The following is a 15360-nucleotide window of genomic DNA, read 5'->3' as shown; positions in this document are numbered from 1 at the left end:
GGCCGGTGTTCAGCACTGAACACCGGCCCCGTCTCTTTTACCGGAATACTTACTTCAGAAAAGCCTGCTTCTGATCCTGGGGGCAGATGGGGTCGGGCTTCATTTCCAGAATTTTATCCACCTGCAAGGCTTCTTCCGTGACCGTGCCTTCCATGCGGCCCTGGCTGGTGACGGTAGCGGCTACCCGCAGAAATACCGGCTTGCCAGCTTCCTTGCGGGTAGTACCGTATTGGCGCTCCAGCTGGGCTCCGAGGCCGGCCGGAGCTATGGCGTAGCGCTTATCGGAGCCACACTCCACAAATACTGCCGCATCGGCCAAGTAGGTGTAGCGGCCGGTGAATTCCCGCTTGGTACCGGTGGCGCTGAGGTCGGTGGCCGCCAGGTGTTGCAGCGTGTAATCCTGACCGGCCGTCTGCATGGGTTTACCATCCGCATCCAGTAGGCGCAATCCCTGGTTCGGTTCTACTTGATACCGGCGTACGGGGTCGTTACCGCTGGGCTCCAGCGTAACCACCTGTCCCCGCACGCGCCAGGAGCCCCGGCGGTAGTTTTCCGGCTTCGGCCGGCCGATGTACACTTCCTGCAGCTCGTACAGGCTATCCGGCTTGAGGGTAAGGCGGGTCGCTATGCCTTGGCAGTCGTTGCAGGGCACGGTATCGGCGTAGATGCCGGCTAAGGGCAGCGCAGCAGCACCGGCATCTTTATCGGGGGCGGTGTTTTGGGGGCCGGTGCCGTAGGGTTGCTCACGGCCCTGGCAGGCGGCAAGCAGAATCAGCAACGGGGCAGCAGAAAGCAAACGAAGCATAGTGGAGCGTAGTGAACAGGGTGAATATCTCCTGCTACGCAACCCACTCCGGCTTAGATGCATCAGCCACTACGGTGGCCCACGGCGCTCAGGTACGCATGGGCACCAGGATAAACGTGCCGCGTAGGCAGCGGGCAAAGCCCTGACGGCGGCTGTCCTGGTTCAGGTCGTGGCGCTGGTACTGGCCGTTGAGCGTAGTGCTGCCTACCACCAGAATGGTGTAGCCACGCCGCCGCACCAGGTACCGCCGCTGCCCCACAGTGCGTACCGGGGTGTACCGTTGCTCAAACTGCTGGGTAGCCTCCCAGGCGGCTAGCAAAGGCTGCGGATCGGTACCGGTAGCGCGGGCTTGGCGGTAGAGGGCTGCCAATCGAACATCGGAGGTATAATGAGTTTCCGGAGCATGCCGTACCACCAGGTCGTGCGCCTGCCAGAGGTGCTTCATGGCATCTCGCTTCGGAAAAAACTCCCCGCAATGCCGGCAGATGTGCTCCTCCGGTCCGCACCGCAGCTGGCCTTCCGACTTAGGCGGCACCTGCCCAGGCGCGGCCCGCTGCTCGCGCAACACCTGCATCAATGCCGAGAACAACTCGCCTTCACTCACATCGTGCTTATGCCGTAGAATATCGAGCGTATGCCGGCTGAGCATCTCAAAGGCCAGTAGGTCGTGTATATCGGCGCGCAACAGGTGCATAGGGTGCTATAAGCTACTAACCGGGTGGCGGGTTCCCGAAGGGCAATAGTACGGGGCAAAAGCAAAGCGCCGGAACTGGCCCGGCGCTTTGCTTTTGGATTTAAAATAGCTACAAGCTAGCGGCTGGCCTGAGCACTCTTGATGGTTTTTTTACCGGTTTTGGGCGTTGTCGTGGCCGATTTGTCGGCCGATGGACCGGGCTGGGGCCGCTCCGTATTCTCAAAAATCCACTCTCGCATAGCTGTCAGGGCTTTGGGCGAGAATACGGGCTGCTGCTCGCCGTTCACCAGCGGCCAATCCTTCATTTCGGGTTGATACCAGTGGTTGGCTCCGGCAATGCGCTCTGATTTCACTTTGGCACTTTTCAGGCCTTTCTTCAGTGGAGCCATATTCTGGTGCGAGTCCACCTGCAAATCGTTGGAGCCACCCAGCAGCAGCACCGGACATTTTACACTGGTCAGGCTCCGGGTGGGGTCGAAATCGAGGAAATAGCGCGACCAGGGCGAGGTAAGCTGAATAGCGCGGGCCCGGGCCATGTGGGGGTCGAGGTCTACGTTGTTGAAGCGCAGCGTGGCGGCCACCTTGCCCCGGGCCTGGTTGTCGTTGGGCGTCTGGCGGATGATTTCCACCATCTCCTTGTGCAGTTCCAGCGCGGCTTTCACCTGCGCCGGGTTCGAGCCAATCAGGCGCATAATTTCCATCTGCTGCCGCATAATCACGTCGCGGCCGGGTACGCCGTAGCCCGACAGGGACACTACGAAAGCCGGCGTAACGGGCTGCTGCTCGGCGGCGGCCAGCAGAGCCACGTTGGCTCCTTCGCCGTGGCCAATCAGCCCGATGTAGCGCTGGTCGATGAGGGGCTTTGCCCGCAGGTACACCATGGCGGCCTGCGCATCGCCCACCAAATCGGCGGTGGTGGTCACGAAGTGGTTGCCCTGCGACTTGCCCACGCCCCGGTCATCGAAGCGCAGTACGGCAATACCCCGACGGGTGAGGTGGTCGGCCAGTGCCCCGAACATGCGGTAATCCTGCTGTTCCACGTCGCGGTTTTGGGGGCCATTGTCGGAAAGCAGCACCACGGCCGGGAAAGGACCGGGACCCGCCGGAATGGTCAGCGTGCCGGCCAGGGCCAGGTCGGCGGCAGTATTCACAAACTTCACCTCTTCCTCGCGGTACGGTGGCGTGAGGCGGGGCTTGCTGGCGGCTACGGGCTGCTTGGCAGCGGCCATGCGCGTAAGCGTCAGCGGAGCCGACAGCCCGGGCTGCGTCCAGGTTCCCTGAAACGTCGTTCCCCCATCCTTCACTTTGCCTACAAACTTGCTGCCCGCCTGCTCGATGCTAATCGTAATATCGGTGCCTTTCAGCGTTACCTCAGCAGGCATCCGGCTGATGCGCTGCTGGGGGGCATCCAGCGCCGCGTAATATGCGCCGTTGGAGAGAGGAACCAGCGTAATAATAAGCGTGAGCTGCCCCCCGGGAACCTTGAGCGGACCCTTCCATTGCCCGTTAAGTGGAGCTGGGGCTTCGCCGGCGAAAACGGCCGTGGGCAACATCCAGAAAAGTAGCCCAAGCAGAAAAAATACGTGTAAGAGTTTCTTCATAAAATGAAAAACAAGAAGGGTATTTTACTGTCGCCAGGGCAACAAGAGACGGAAAATATCAAACTTGACGCATACATGCCAGCCAAGGTTGCGGAACCATGGTCGGAACCCATTGGAACGGGCGGAAACGCCCAAAAAACTTTTGCAGTAGTTCATCTATTTCGCCCTGGCAGCATCAACAGGGAGCTATATTCCGAAATAGCTGATTTCTGCCGCTTCCGGTGCGCCGGCGCAACCTCCCAGCGGGTGTCCCGACTTTGGCATAATGGCTCCCTGTTCAGGTGGGTAAATAGTAGGTACAGTTGAGTTTATATACTATGCTTTCTACATCGTTGGGCTACTGGCGGAAAATTGTTTTAGTACTACTTGGTACCTGCGGTTTCGGGCACGTAGCTGCCGCTCAGGCACCACCCATTAAGCCCGCTCAGTGGACCGATGAGCTGCGTGCCTTTGCCCGGCAGGATAGCCTTACGCCTCCGCCCGCGCACCCCATTCTGTTCTACGGCAGCTCCTCCATCCGCAAGTGGGAAACCCTGCGCCAGGATTTTGCCGGCCGCCCGGTGCTCAACCGCGGCTTCGGTGGCTCCCGTTTCCCCGATGCGTTGTACTTTTTTGATCAGCTGGTGGTGGCCTATGAGCCCCGGCAGGTGGTGCTCTACGAAGGCGACAACGACATCGGATCCGGTGCCTCGGCACAGGAGGTATTCCAGTCGTTCCAGGCATTTGAGCAGTTGATGCAACAGAAGCTGCCCAAGGTGCCGCTGGTGTTTCTGGCCATCAAGCCCAGCCCCTCGCGCTGGGCGCTTTACCCAAAAGTGGAGGAAGCCAACCGCCTGATCCGGGAGTACATTGAGCAGCACCCCAAACACCTGCGCTACGTGGATACGGCCACGCCGCTACTGGGCCGCAACGGCCGGCCCCAGCCGCAGTTCTACGTGTCCGACAGCCTGCACATGACGCCCGCCGGTTACGCGGTGTGGAAGAAGGTGGTGGGGAAGCGGTTAAAGAAATAATAGCGTAAACTCTGCCATTACGTAGCCTTATCATGCGAAATTGAAGCTACAATCCGACTCAATCTTCAATGGCTTCGATTCCCAGCTCCTTCAGCCGTGCCAGGTTTTCCTGCATGGCCTTCAGCTGTTCCGGCGAGTGACCCTGCCACTCCGTTACCTCACCCGTAACCCGTAGCGGATGCTTGGAGCGGTACGACTTGGTAGGGTTGCCGGGAAACTTTTTGTCCGTCAGGTTAGGGTCATCCTCAAATGGGCCGGTGGGCTCCACTATGTAAATTCGGCCGCGCCCTTCGCCCAAGGCCAGTTCGGCTCCCCAAGTGGCCGCATCCAGCGTAGCAGTCAGGTAGATATACACAGCCTGTCTTTGCTGGCCGTAGTTGGAGGCAAATCCGGGCACAATCAGGTCGCCGGGCTTCAGGTCGGCCTTGGTACCGTGGTAGAGTGGCTGGTCGGTTAGGTCTGGGGTGAAGGCCATGGGAGTATTAGTCATGCAGCCCTTTGCCATGGAGAATCTGCGGCACACATTTTTCAATGCGTGACTCGCGGGTTTTCGACTGCTTGGGCGCGGAAAAATGCAGGTTGTAAGCGCGCTGCCGGCCCGGCGTCAGGGCCTCGAAGGCTGTTTTCAGCGCCGGATTGTCAGCTAGTTTGCTTTGAAACTCCTCGGGAAAAACCAGTACCTCTTTTGCTTTTGATTCTACTTTCAGGCCTAGCCTTTCCACCTCTATTGCCTCGTAGAGATACGCTTTCAGGATAGGGGCCAACTCAGTTATCTGCCGCACGTTGGTGAACCGGATCTGCCGGCCACCCTGCACGTTTTCCGTCTGCTGAATCAGCAAGCCGTTGGTGTCACTCAGCAGTGCGCCTTTCATGAACAGCAGCGCGCAGTATTCCTTGAAGCCGTGAATCAGGGCCACGTTTTTTTGCTGAAACGTGTAGCACGGCACGCCCCATTTCAACTCCTCCACAAGTCCGCATTCCAGCACAATAGCCCGCAACGCACGGAGTTCCTGCTGCCACTTTTCTGCTTTGACGAAGTAGAAGTCGACTTTGGGATTGGTGTTCATTGCGTTATTGGGGAGTGGCTGGTTCAGCTGGTCGTTGGCAGCTGGAATATAGCAGCAGAACGGGGTGAAACGCAATGGCCCCGGCAGCGAGGTATTACTTGCACAGAGCTGGGGTAACGTCGGCGGCAGTATAAGCTCTCAGGGCTTCATACTCGCGGGATGACGCATCAAACCGGCAAACCGGACAGGCACCGGCCCGCTGGTTTTTCAGATAGCGAATCGTCTTGTCGTTCTGGACGTAGGTTCTTTCCTCGTTCCGGGTTTCGGGCAAGCCGGCCGGTCCGCCAGTATGTACTTTATAGGTGAAAAGTAATTTGCCGTCCCTGTAATAATACTCATACTTGGAAGCCCCGTCGCCGACAAATCCCCAGTCGAGTACAATCTTGACCACTTTACCATTGTCGGTGTAATAGGTAATCGTATTTTCGGCATCACACACAAACGTGCGCTTTTTCGCTTTCAACCGAAGCGAGTTGATCCGCGCAAATTCCTTGCGGATAGCCAGCACAGCTTGCTCGGTGGGCGTAGTGGCTGGGGTGGCCATTTTTCCCGTAGAAGAATCCCGGGTAAGTGGCGGCACCTGTGCATCGGCTGCCGGTTGCGCTGGGGCCGGCTGACTTTCTTTTACGGCCGCTTCTTTCTGTGACTCGGTGCGTTGCTCGCAGGAAATAAGGAAGGATGAAAAGGCCAGAAGAAGAAAAAAGCGTTTCATGCTACAGCATTGTGGTAAGTGAAGCGTAAGGAGTTTTCAACCAGCATGAAAGGCCTTATGGTCTGGCTGCAGCATAACTACCACTTAGCCTTTATGCACGTGCTGTATAATAGCTGATAAGTTTTCGATGGGTGAAAACCAGCCATTCAGTTCATTGAACCTCAGGCCATACACGCCTTGCGCAGCAAGAGCCAGCAGGTAGTCAATGGCTTTTTGCGTATCCGTGGATATCACCAGCACGTTGCCGCTTTCATCCACAAACCCACCGTTGGGGATGGTTCTGGCGTACTCCTGCGCCCGTTGCCTGTCCGTAAACAGGAACGCCCAGGGCTTACAATCCATCACGCCCACAAACGGTTTTCGGTCTTCGATAGTGGCCGTTTGCCGCGTTATGAAATGCCATTGCGGCAAACTGAGGGCCGCTTTCCACAAGGCAGACAGGTCTTCCGTTTTTCCGGAGCTTTTTGCTTTTGCTAAGAGAAGGTCAATATCCTCGTGGGCAGATGAGTCCATAGGTCCTTGTCAGATTACCATTGAAGCGCTTACTGCAAGTGACATACTACGAGTAGGGCGTTTGGTTGTGCGCGTGCTTTGTTGCGTTGTGATTCCATAATGGATGTTCGATGTCTGGCGTAAGTTATTTTGTGCTGCACTCGTGCCTGATAGGTTTTCATAGAGCGACATAGCAAAGCGTATGTCTCATTTCTCGCAGATGAGGCTATATCTTTGAGATACTTACATATACTTCATTTATCAGCTGGGCGAGCCATGAGCTGTTTACTCAATTTCTACACAGAGCTCAATGCATACCTGCTCACCACGGGACTGGATGTACCAATAGCTGAGCCAGGCTGTACGGATGCAGAAATAGAAGAAACAGAGAAAGAGTGGGGTGTTCAATTTCCCGAATCCTACCGGCTTTTCCTGAAGTGGTGCGGCAAAGGCACGATGGAGTGGATGGGCGGTCAGGATTTCACGGCCGATTCTCTGGACTACAGCTGGGAATGCGCCATTACGTTGCTTGCGGAAAACAACGAAACACTCGCTTCACGAGACTTTGTGATTTCACAATGGCAGGGATATAACTTCTTTGCCATCCAATTAGGAGCTGATAATCCACTAGTAACACTCTATGTTATTAAGAGTGATAACCCGGATGTGCGTGGACTGAACAGGATAGAGTATGGCCGGCTCACGGACTGGATAATCCAGCAAATCAAAATAATGACAGAGCTCAGGCATGAACTAGGGCGGATAAATGCAGATGTTCCCGCCGTTTGGGGAGAGCTGGACCGCATTGCGCTGCTGGCAACGGAGTAAAAATAACCCAGAGTAGCACGACACTGCTACCCCGCCGTACCTTCGCCTGACCTAAACCGCGCCCAGGGAAACCAAACCCCCGGCCGCAGTTGTTTACCCGTTCTATGGCCGATAACTCCGCTCTGCAAGTAGCCGCTCCTGCGGCCGACCCCATTGACCAGCTCGACCCGCGCGAGTTTATCCTCATCAAAAACGCCCGGGTCCATAACCTCAAGAACCTGAGCGTGGCGCTGCCGCGCAATAAATTCATCGTCGTGACGGGCCTGTCGGGCTCCGGCAAGTCGTCGTTGGCGTTTGATACGCTGTACGCCGAGGGCCAGCGCATGTACGTGGAGAGCCTCAGCAGCTACGCCCGCCAATTTCTGGGCCGCATGGATAAGCCCGACGTGGACTACATCCGGGGCATCTCGCCGGCCATTGCCATCGAGCAGAAGGTCAGCATCAAGAACAACCGCTCCACCGTGGGCACCAGCACCGAAATATACGACTACCTGAAGCTGCTGTTTGCGCGGGTGGGCCGTACCTACTCGCCCGTCAGCGGCGAGCAGGTGAAAAAGGACAACGTGGCCGACGTGGTGGACTACCTCATGCGCCTGCCCGAGGGAACCCGCGTGATGCTGCTGGCCCCCCTGCAGCCCGCCCAGGACGGCCGCCCCATGAGCAAGGAGCTGGATCTGCTGCTCCAGAAAGGCTATAGCCGGGTGGTGGTGAACGGCGAAACGGCCTTTATCGAAGAGCTCATTGCCGAAGGCCAGCCCGAAGTAGCGGGCGAAGTCTTCATCATGATTGACCGCGCCGCCATTCAGCCCGGCGACGAGGACCTGATGTTCCGCCTGAGCGACTCCGTGCAGACGGCTTTCTTCGAGGGCCACGGCACCTGTATCGTGAAGATGGACGATGAAACGCGCACTTTCTCCGACCGGTTTGAGTTGGACGGATTGGTGTTCGAGGAGCCGAGCGTTAACTTCTTCTCCTTCAACAACCCGTACGGGGCCTGCCAGACCTGCGAAGGATTCGGCTCGGTGCTGGGCATTGATGAGGACCTGGTAATCCCGGACAAGAGCATGACGGTGTATGAGGGCGCTATTGCCCCCTGGCGCACCGACAAGCAGAGTGAGTGGCTGAAGCCCCTGCTCAAAAACGGCATCCGCTTCGATTTTCCCATTCACCGGCCCTATAACGAGCTGAGTGAGGCCGAGCGGAACCTGCTCTGGAAGGGCAACAAGTACTTCGATGGCCTCGACGCTTACTTCAAGTGGGTGAGCGAGCAGACGCACAAAATCCAGTACCGGGTGCTGCAGAGCCGCTACCGGGGCCGCACTACCTGCCCCGACTGCCGTGGCACCCGCCTGCGCAAAGACGCTCAGTACGTCAAAATCCAGGGCCAGAGTATCACCGACTTGGTGCTGCTGCCAGTGAGCCGGGCGCTGGAGTTTTTCCAGACCCTCGACCTACCCGAGCACGAAGCCAAAGTGGCCGAGCGCCTCGTGACGGAAGTAACCAACCGCCTGGAGTACCTGAACCGCGTAGGCCTGGGTTACCTCACGCTCAACCGCCTCAGCAGCACGCTCTCGGGCGGAGAAAGCCAGCGAATTTCGTTGGCTACCTCGCTGGGCTCGGCGCTGGTGGGTTCCATGTACATTCTCGATGAACCCAGCATCGGTCTGCACCCCAAGGATGCCGAGCAGCTGATTGGTGTGCTGCGTTCCTTGCAGCAGCTCGGCAACACCGTAATTGTGGTAGAGCACGAGGACAAGATGATGGAGCAGGCCGACCAGATCATCGACATCGGGCCCGAAGCCGGCTCGGGCGGCGGCATCCTGCAGTTCCAGGGCACCTACGCCGAGGTGTTGGCCTCTGATACCTACACCGGCCAGTACCTGAGCGGCCGCATGGCGGTGCAGGTACCCAAAACCCGCCGCCCCTGGCGCAACGCCCTAGAGCTGACCGGAGCCCGCGAAAACAACCTCAAGAACGTGTCAGTGAAGTTTCCGCTGAACGTCATGACGGTGGTAACGGGCGTATCGGGCTCCGGTAAAAGCACGCTGGTGAAGCGGATTCTGGCGCCGGCGCTGCTCAAGCAGCTTGGCGGCGGGGCAGGGGAGGCCACCGGCAAGTTCGACCGTCTCACCGGCGTGAACGGCCAGGTAACGCACGTGGAGTTCGTGGACCAGAACCCCATCGGCAAGAGCAGCCGCTCCAACCCGGTTACCTACGTGAAGGCCTACGACGCCATCCGGACCCTATTTGCCGATCAGCAGCTGGCTAAGGCTCGGGGATTCAAACCGTCGCATTTCAGCTTCAATATTGATGGTGGCCGTTGCGAGGTGTGCCAGGGCGAGGGCCAGGTGAAGATTGAAATGCAGTTCATGGCCGACATCTACCTGACCTGCGAGGCCTGCGAGGGCCGCAAGTTCAAGCAGGACGTGCTGGACGTGCAGTACAAGGACAAGAGCATCAATGAGGTGCTCGAAATGACCATTGAAGACAGCATTGAGTTCTTCAAGGACCAGCCTAAAATCGTGGAGCGCCTCAAGCCGCTCGATGATGTAGGGCTGGGCTACATCCGGCTGGGGCAGTCGGCCAACACGCTGTCGGGCGGGGAAGCCCAGCGCGTGAAGCTGGCTTCGTTCCTGACCAAGGGCAACACCTTGCAGAACGATAAAATCCTGTTCATCTTCGATGAGCCCAGCACCGGCCTGCACTTCCACGACATCAACAAGCTGATGACGGCCCTGAACGCGCTAGTAGAGCAGGGCAACTCGGTGCTCATCATCGAGCACAACATGGACATCATCAAGTGCGCCGACTGGGTGATTGACTTGGGCCCCGAAGGCGGCACCAACGGTGGCCACCTGCTCTTTGAAGGTACGCCTGAGGACATGGTGAAGCTCAAAGACACCAACCACACCGCCCGTTTCCTGGCTGAGAAGCTGTAGTAGTACCTGCGTGAAAATGCCCCGCCCCGCCCGAGCTATTCGGGCGGGGCGGTTTGGTTAATACGGTAGCTCGGCCCGATACTTGTGTCCTAAATAATCGGTATCTTATAAGAGGGGGGCAGAAAAACGTACAGCCATGATGGTGGAGCAACAACCAGGAGTGCGGGTGCAGTACGATGCGGCTGCCAGCTTTTTGCGGGCGGCCTGGGTTGCCGGGCAGCCGTTGGAGCAGTTTCGGCCGGCGTTGGAAGCCCTGATGCGGCTGAGCCGGGAGCAGCACGTAACGCGCTGGCTGATTGATATGCATAACATTCCGCCGCTGGGCCCCACGGAGCAGGTCTGGATTGGGCAGGAGTGGTTTGCCGAAATGGCCCGTACGCCCGTGGAGCAGTTGGCCTTGGTGTTGCCACCCGATATGCATAACTACCTAGTGGCCACCGCCCCCGTGCACGATGCCAGCCTGCAGCCCTCCTTCGATCTACACTTTTTCACGGATGCGGCTTCCGCGTTTCACTGGTTGCTCGAAGCTATGCCGCATCATCCAGCATTATGGGCTGAGTGGCAGCAGCCTGCATTGTGCACCGGAACTCCACAGTAATGCCTTGCGTACAGGCAAACCGGTTTTTTTAGCTTCTTCGCGCTATGTCCGGTACTTCTTCCCCCGCTGCGGCCACGGCCGCTTTCGACTACCTCTCGGCTCCCACTGAAAGCCGGGCCTGGCGCTGGGCCGCTTCCGGTGCCATTGTGGGCAATATTGCTCTCAACTACGTGTCGCAGCGGTTTCCCTTCAACGGGCAAACCAACGCCGATGTATCAGGCAAGTACCCCACGCCGCTCACGCCGGCCGGGTATGCTTTCAGCATCTGGGGCATTATTTTCCTGAGTCTGCTGGTGTATGCGGTATGGCAGCTGCTGCCGGCCCAGCGCCGCAACCCCCTGCCCGATGCCGTGGCCCGGCCGCTAGTGCTGGTGAACGTATTGACGGGCTTCTGGCTGGTGGTGTTTGCTTACGAGCTGCTGCCCCTGAGCGTGGTGGTGATGCTGGGTATTCTGGCCGGGCTGGCGGTGGTGTACGGCCGCGTGCGGCACTTTGCCCGCCGAGGAGAAGCGCCGGCCTGGGTCAACCTGCCGTTCGGTCTGTACCTGGGCTGGATTTCGGTGGCGCTGGCGGTGAATGCCACTGTAGCCCTGGGCACCCGCTGGCAGGTAAGTGAAGCCAAAGGCGTTGAAATAGCCATCATCTTGGTAGGCATTGTGGCTGGGCTGGCGCTCAACGTGACCAAGCGGTTTCGCGAGCTGGCGTACCCCGCCGCCGTAACCTGGGGCCTGGTGGGCATCTGGGCGGCTCGGCACGGGGAAACCAGTACGATGGTGCTGGCCTGGATGGCGCTGGCAGCGGCAGGTGTGGTAGCTGTAATGAGCCTAGTGCTGGTGTGGTGGGGAAAAAGAGAGCTTAGAGCGCAGAAGTGATGGATAGTATAGGCCGCAGTTCGGTCCTGGCCTGCGGCCGTTGCTACCATGTAAGCTCTCGGTTCTCACCTCTCATTTCTAAGTTCTCTTCCCTATTCCCCTAACTTGCGCCCAAACCCAACCTCAACCCTTTCCGCTATGCGTAAGAAGATTGTGGCCGGCAACTGGAAGATGAACACCACTCTTCAGGACGGTCAGGCGCTGATTTCCGAAATCGTGAACATGGTGCAGGACGAAGTGACCAATTCCTCGGTAGAGGTGGTCGTGTGCCCGCCCTTCCCCTTCCTGACGGCCATTGGTAAGCAGCTCCCCGAGGGTAGCCGGTTCCATCTGGGTGCGCAGAACTGCCACCAGAAGGAAAGCGGCGCCTACACCGGCGAGGTATCGGCCAAGATGCTGCAGTCGGTGGGGGCAGAATACGTGATTCTGGGCCACTCGGAGCGTCGACAGTATTTCCATGAGGACGACGAGCTGCTGAGCCAGAAGCTGAAAGCCGCGCTGGTCGCCGGCCTGAAGCCCATTTTCTGCGTGGGCGAAAGCCTGGAAACCAGGGAAGCCGACGAAACTTTCAACTTCATCAGCAAGCAGCTGAAAGACGGCCTATTCCACCTCTCCAATGAGGAATTCGACCAGGTAGTTATTGCCTATGAGCCCATTTGGGCTATTGGGACCGGCAAAACGGCCACCAGTGCCCAGGCACAGGAGGTGCACGCCTTCATCCGGGAGCAGATTGCCCGCGCCTACGACGCGGAAGCCGCGCTGAATACGAGCATCCTCTACGGTGGCTCGGCTAATGCTCAGAACGCCCGGGAGCTGTTCAGCCAGCCCGACGTGGATGGCGGCCTCATTGGCGGTGCTTCGCTCAAGTCGCGCGACTTCACGGAGATTATTAAGTCGTTCTAAGCGCTTAGTTGCTGGTGCTTAGTGCTTAGAGGGCGGGATTCTATATCCGTGTTAAAACTTCGGTATCATTTATGTTTCTGGCACCGAGAGTCCTTAAGCTACCAGGTCTGCCGGTTACAGCCTAAGCACTAAGCACCAACAACTAAGCACTACATCCTCATGCTCTCAACGCTGCTGCTTTCCGGCCTGTTGGCTCTAAACCCATTTGCCGCCCCACAGCCGCGCGTGCCGCTGGCTGCCGGAGCCGTGAGTTCCGTGGACCCCTGCCGCCTCTATGGCACGGTGTACCTGGAAACCGACCCGCGCCGCAAAGGGCAGTGCTTTGGAGTGGTGTATCAGGAGCCCGAAGAGGCTTTTGCTGACCTGCTGGTGTATCAGGAGAACAACAAGCTGTTTGCTGACAAAGTGGGTCTGTGGTATCTGTCGGATTCGCGTGACTTTGCTGATTACGTGTTATTCGTGACGGACAACCGCAACCTGGCCGACTTCAGCTTCCATTACACCAAAGTGCGCAACTACGCCGGCTGCCGGAAGCAGTAAGTACCCAAAGCCCCACAAGTAGCCGCCCTTCATTCCAGGTCACCCTACGACGGGCTGGAATGAAGGGCGGCTACTTGTGGGGGCTTTTTTGCCTACAACTTTACCAGTTCTACCCGACGGTTTTTAGCCCGGCCTTCTTCGGTAGTGTTATCAGCTACTGGCTTGGTTTGCCCGAAGCCAGCGGCCTGCAGTCGGTTTGTAGCAATACCCGCTTCGGTAAGCGCTGCCACTACACTTTGCGCCCGGGCGGTAGAAAGCTGCTGGTTGTGCGGGGCGGTGCCGGCATTATCGGTGTGGCCCTGCACGGCCAGGCGCAACTGCGGGTTCTGCTGCAGCAGTGTAAGTACCTCGGCTACCGTAGCCGCCGATTCGGGCCGAATGATGGCTTTATCCGTGTCGAAGTTGATATACAGGGCTATCTGGCCTTCTGTATCTAGTTTTTTTTTAACTCGTCGGCTTTGATGATGGTGGCCTGCTGGGGCATGGCGGCACGCTCAATCATGGTGATGTTGTAGTTACCGTCGCCGCCCAGCGGAGTTACCAGCGCCCACACTTCCTTGTCCTTCTGGCGGATAACGTACGTGGAGGTTTCGTGGTCGGGGCTCAGGCTCCATTTGTTGTGCTTGTACACTTCATCTGAGCCAACCTTATCAATGGCTTCCTGGGTAACCTTGCCGGAAAATACCTGCACCGCACCCAAGCCTTTAAGCAGGGTTTCATAGTTCCGCTGAATCATCAGCTCAGAGGCCTTTTTCTCGCCGTTCATCTCATCAAACAGCCGCTGCGACACTTTGCCCTCTATGGGTATCAGGCTTTTTCCATCGAACACGTAGGCGCGCTCAAAGTCGTAGTCCTCACTGTTGCTGGTGTTTACTTCGTAGCCTTTTAATGCGCTCAGGTACGGGAACTGGCCCAGGTTGGCGCTGGAAACGGGAACAGTATTGATGTCGAAAGCAGCGGCCGGAGCCGAGGTGGCAGGAGCTTCTTCGGCAGGCGTTGCAGTGGCAGGCGCAGTGGTTGTTGCAGAGGTTTCGGTGGTGGTAGTGGCGGTGGTTTCTTCAGCTTTGTCTTTGCTGCCGCAGCCGGAAAGAGCGGTTGTCAGCAAGCAAGCCAGAGTAAGATAGCGCAGCGTGTTTTTCATAGGAGGGGAAAAAGAGAAGATTTGGTGGCTCAAATAAAGACATATTTATATCAAAATATTTTGATTCCTCCGGCAGTGATCTGTCGGGTACCACAAGGAAGATGGTTTTTTGACCGACCTTTGCGGCCCCGGTCCGGCCGGTTTTCCCGATTTCCCTTTTTTACTGAATTGCTGATGGATTACGTTGAACTGCGTGTGCAGGCTTCCCGCGAGTTGTCGGATATACTGGTAGCTGAGCTGGCCGAAGTGGGCTATAACACCTTCGAGGACAACGACGAAGGATTCTGCGCCTACATTGATGAGGACCAGTTTTCGGCTGATAACGTGGCCGAAATCATGAGCCGCTACGAGGGCCTGGGTGAGCTGGAGTTTTCGCACCGCGTGATTACCCGCCAGAACTGGAACGCCGAGTGGGAAAAGAACTTCCAGCCCTTGGTCATTGCCGATAAGGTATCGGTGCGCGCGCCCTTCCACGAGGCCCGGCCCGATCTGGAATACGAAATCGTCATCATGCCCCGCATGTCGTTCGGCACCGGCCACCACGACACCACGGCCCTGATGATTACCAACCAGCTCGACATTGACCACCAAGGCAAGCGGGTGCTGGATATGGGCTGCGGCACCGGAATTCTGGCCGTTATGGCCGTGCACCTGGGCGCTAGCTATGTGCTGGCCGTGGACGTGGAACCCTGGACCGCCGAAAACGCCGCCGACAACGCCTTGGAAAACAACGTGCAGGACAAAGTGGAGGCCCGCCTCGGCGACGTAACTGCTCTGGAAGGGGAGGAGCCCTTCGATATCATCCTGGCCAACATCAACCGCAATGTGCTGCTGGAGGATATGGGTGCGTATGCGCAGTACCTCAAGCCCGGCGGCCCTATCCTGTTCAGCGGCTTCTACGAGGACGACCTGCCCCTGATTCGGGAAGCCGCCGAAAAAGCAGGGTTCCGCTACGAGAGCCACCGCGTGCAGAATCACTGGGTTTCGGCCGTGTTCCGTCAGCCCGCATAAGCCCCGTTTCTGGCTTTCGCCATAAAACCCTACCGCTTGGTCCAGCTGGACCAAGCGGTAGGGTTTTTGCTGAAAAAGGGCTGACAATCAGAATTGAACGAAAAAAAGCCCGAGTATGATTGTGGGTAGGCAGCGGACAGAGGA

Annotated in this window: 17 protein-coding genes; 8 read left to right on the top strand and 9 right to left on the bottom strand. The window is 57.8% G+C overall.

What is annotated here, in order from left to right; genetic code table 11:
* Positions 1 to 49 precede the first annotated feature (49 nt).
* The 3 genes from EI291_RS07275 to EI291_RS07265 form a co-directional block, all read right to left on the bottom strand.
* A complete protein-coding gene (locus EI291_RS07275; protein ID WP_170172551.1) occupies positions 50 to 805 on the bottom strand; it encodes a copper resistance protein NlpE N-terminal domain-containing protein in 756 nt (251 codons plus the stop codon).
* An 88-nt stretch (positions 806 to 893) separates the two neighbouring features.
* Positions 894 to 1499 carry a hypothetical protein gene (locus tag EI291_RS07270; protein WP_125419152.1) on the bottom strand — a complete coding sequence of 202 codons (606 nt, stop codon included), beginning with the start codon at positions 1497 to 1499 and terminating at the stop codon, positions 894 to 896.
* Positions 1500 to 1615: 116 nt separating this feature from the next.
* Positions 1616 to 3100, bottom strand: coding sequence for an alpha/beta hydrolase family protein (locus tag EI291_RS07265; protein ID WP_125419151.1), 1485 nt, complete (start codon positions 3098 to 3100; stop codon positions 1616 to 1618).
* A 317-nt stretch (positions 3101 to 3417) separates the two neighbouring features.
* On the opposite strand from EI291_RS07265, the gene EI291_RS07260 reads away from it, so the two are divergent.
* Entirely contained in the window at positions 3418 to 4113 is a 696-nt protein-coding gene (locus EI291_RS07260) for an SGNH/GDSL hydrolase family protein (protein WP_125419150.1), read from the top strand.
* 58 nt (positions 4114 to 4171) lie between these two features.
* On the opposite strand, the gene arr is transcribed toward EI291_RS07260, so the two are convergent.
* The 4 genes from arr to EI291_RS07240 all read right to left on the bottom strand — a co-directional run bounded on the left by arr (position 4172) and on the right by EI291_RS07240 (position 6405).
* Complete coding sequence (gene arr, locus EI291_RS07255; protein WP_205701577.1) at positions 4172 to 4603, bottom strand: NAD(+)--rifampin ADP-ribosyltransferase; 432 nt, start codon at positions 4601 to 4603, stop codon at positions 4172 to 4174.
* Complete coding sequence (locus EI291_RS07250; RefSeq protein ID WP_125419149.1) at positions 4596 to 5180, bottom strand: YdeI/OmpD-associated family protein; 585 nt, start codon at positions 5178 to 5180, stop codon at positions 4596 to 4598. The genes arr and EI291_RS07250 overlap by 8 nt, the downstream gene beginning before the upstream one ends.
* A gap of 94 nt (positions 5181 to 5274) precedes the next feature.
* Positions 5275 to 5892, bottom strand: a complete 618-nt coding sequence (locus tag EI291_RS07245) for a hypothetical protein (protein WP_125419148.1) — start codon at positions 5890 to 5892, stop codon at positions 5275 to 5277.
* Positions 5893 to 5976: 84 nt separating this feature from the next.
* Positions 5977 to 6405 carry a hypothetical protein gene (locus EI291_RS07240; protein WP_125419147.1) on the bottom strand — a complete coding sequence of 143 codons (429 nt, stop codon included), beginning with the start codon at positions 6403 to 6405 and terminating at the stop codon, positions 5977 to 5979.
* Positions 6406 to 6660: 255 nt separating this feature from the next.
* Between EI291_RS07240 and EI291_RS07235 the strand changes: the two genes are divergently transcribed.
* The 6 genes from EI291_RS07235 (at position 6661) to EI291_RS07210 (ending at position 13064) form a co-directional block, all read left to right on the top strand.
* Positions 6661 to 7212, top strand: a complete 552-nt coding sequence (locus tag EI291_RS07235) for an SMI1/KNR4 family protein (RefSeq protein ID WP_125419146.1) — start codon at positions 6661 to 6663, stop codon at positions 7210 to 7212.
* 104 nt (positions 7213 to 7316) lie between these two features.
* Positions 7317 to 10151, top strand: a complete 2835-nt coding sequence (gene uvrA / locus EI291_RS07230; RefSeq protein WP_125419145.1) for an excinuclease ABC subunit UvrA — start codon at positions 7317 to 7319, stop codon at positions 10149 to 10151.
* A 136-nt stretch (positions 10152 to 10287) separates the two neighbouring features.
* Complete coding sequence (locus EI291_RS07225; protein WP_125419144.1) at positions 10288 to 10749, top strand: hypothetical protein; 462 nt, start codon at positions 10288 to 10290, stop codon at positions 10747 to 10749.
* 44 nt (positions 10750 to 10793) lie between these two features.
* The gene (locus EI291_RS07220; RefSeq protein WP_125419143.1) at positions 10794 to 11621 is read left to right on the top strand and encodes a tryptophan-rich sensory protein; all 828 of its coding nucleotides are present in this window, start codon (positions 10794 to 10796) and stop codon (positions 11619 to 11621) included.
* Between the two features lie 138 nt (positions 11622 to 11759).
* On the top strand, positions 11760 to 12524 hold the full coding sequence (tpiA, locus tag EI291_RS07215) for a triose-phosphate isomerase (RefSeq protein WP_125419142.1): 765 nt from the start codon (positions 11760 to 11762) through the stop codon (positions 12522 to 12524).
* 159 nt (positions 12525 to 12683) lie between these two features.
* Complete coding sequence (locus EI291_RS07210) at positions 12684 to 13064, top strand: DUF6150 family protein (RefSeq protein ID WP_240635414.1); 381 nt, start codon at positions 12684 to 12686, stop codon at positions 13062 to 13064.
* 92 nt (positions 13065 to 13156) lie between these two features.
* Here the strand turns inward: EI291_RS07210 and EI291_RS23490 are convergent, their stop codons facing one another.
* Positions 13157 to 13444 (bottom strand): OmpA family protein, encoded by a 288-nt coding sequence (locus EI291_RS23490; protein ID WP_394343376.1) that lies wholly within the window; start codon positions 13442 to 13444, stop codon positions 13157 to 13159.
* A gap of 53 nt (positions 13445 to 13497) precedes the next feature.
* The gene (locus EI291_RS07200) at positions 13498 to 14205 is read right to left on the bottom strand and encodes a hypothetical protein (protein WP_125419141.1); all 708 of its coding nucleotides are present in this window, start codon (positions 14203 to 14205) and stop codon (positions 13498 to 13500) included.
* A 174-nt stretch (positions 14206 to 14379) separates the two neighbouring features.
* Between EI291_RS07200 and prmA the strand changes: the two genes are divergently transcribed.
* The gene (prmA, locus tag EI291_RS07195; protein WP_125419140.1) at positions 14380 to 15216 is read left to right on the top strand and encodes a 50S ribosomal protein L11 methyltransferase; all 837 of its coding nucleotides are present in this window, start codon (positions 14380 to 14382) and stop codon (positions 15214 to 15216) included.
* Positions 15217 to 15360 lie beyond the last annotated feature (144 nt).

The organism is Hymenobacter rigui, assembly GCF_003944715.1.
Taxonomy (GTDB): domain Bacteria; phylum Bacteroidota; class Bacteroidia; order Cytophagales; family Hymenobacteraceae; genus Hymenobacter; species Hymenobacter rigui.
The sequence above is the reverse complement of the archived record's forward strand: the minus strand, read 5'-3'. Positions and strand labels throughout refer to the sequence as shown.

Coding starts and splice junctions, on each gene's coding strand:
- EI291_RS07275 (WP_170172551.1), bottom strand. CDS start 805: ATGCTTCGTTTGCTTTCTGCTGCCCCGTTGCTGATTCTGCTTGCCGCC.
- EI291_RS07270 (WP_125419152.1), bottom strand. CDS start 1,499: ATGCACCTGTTGCGCGCCGATATACACGACCTACTGGCCTTTGAGATG.
- EI291_RS07265 (WP_125419151.1), bottom strand. CDS start 3,100: ATGAAGAAACTCTTACACGTATTTTTTCTGCTTGGGCTACTTTTCTGG.
- EI291_RS07260 (WP_125419150.1), top strand. CDS start 3,418: ATGCTTTCTACATCGTTGGGCTACTGGCGGAAAATTGTTTTAGTACTA.
- arr (WP_205701577.1), bottom strand. CDS start 4,603: ATGACTAATACTCCCATGGCCTTCACCCCAGACCTAACCGACCAGCCA.
- EI291_RS07250 (WP_125419149.1), bottom strand. CDS start 5,180: ATGAACACCAATCCCAAAGTCGACTTCTACTTCGTCAAAGCAGAAAAG.
- EI291_RS07245 (WP_125419148.1), bottom strand. CDS start 5,892: ATGAAACGCTTTTTTCTTCTTCTGGCCTTTTCATCCTTCCTTATTTCC.
- EI291_RS07240 (WP_125419147.1), bottom strand. CDS start 6,405: ATGGACTCATCTGCCCACGAGGATATTGACCTTCTCTTAGCAAAAGCA.
- EI291_RS07235 (WP_125419146.1), top strand. CDS start 6,661: ATGAGCTGTTTACTCAATTTCTACACAGAGCTCAATGCATACCTGCTC.
- uvrA (WP_125419145.1), top strand. CDS start 7,317: ATGGCCGATAACTCCGCTCTGCAAGTAGCCGCTCCTGCGGCCGACCCC.
- EI291_RS07225 (WP_125419144.1), top strand. CDS start 10,288: ATGATGGTGGAGCAACAACCAGGAGTGCGGGTGCAGTACGATGCGGCT.
- EI291_RS07220 (WP_125419143.1), top strand. CDS start 10,794: ATGTCCGGTACTTCTTCCCCCGCTGCGGCCACGGCCGCTTTCGACTAC.
- tpiA (WP_125419142.1), top strand. CDS start 11,760: ATGCGTAAGAAGATTGTGGCCGGCAACTGGAAGATGAACACCACTCTT.
- EI291_RS07210 (WP_240635414.1), top strand. CDS start 12,684: ATGCTCTCAACGCTGCTGCTTTCCGGCCTGTTGGCTCTAAACCCATTT.
- EI291_RS07200 (WP_125419141.1), bottom strand. CDS start 14,205: ATGAAAAACACGCTGCGCTATCTTACTCTGGCTTGCTTGCTGACAACC.
- prmA (WP_125419140.1), top strand. CDS start 14,380: ATGGATTACGTTGAACTGCGTGTGCAGGCTTCCCGCGAGTTGTCGGAT.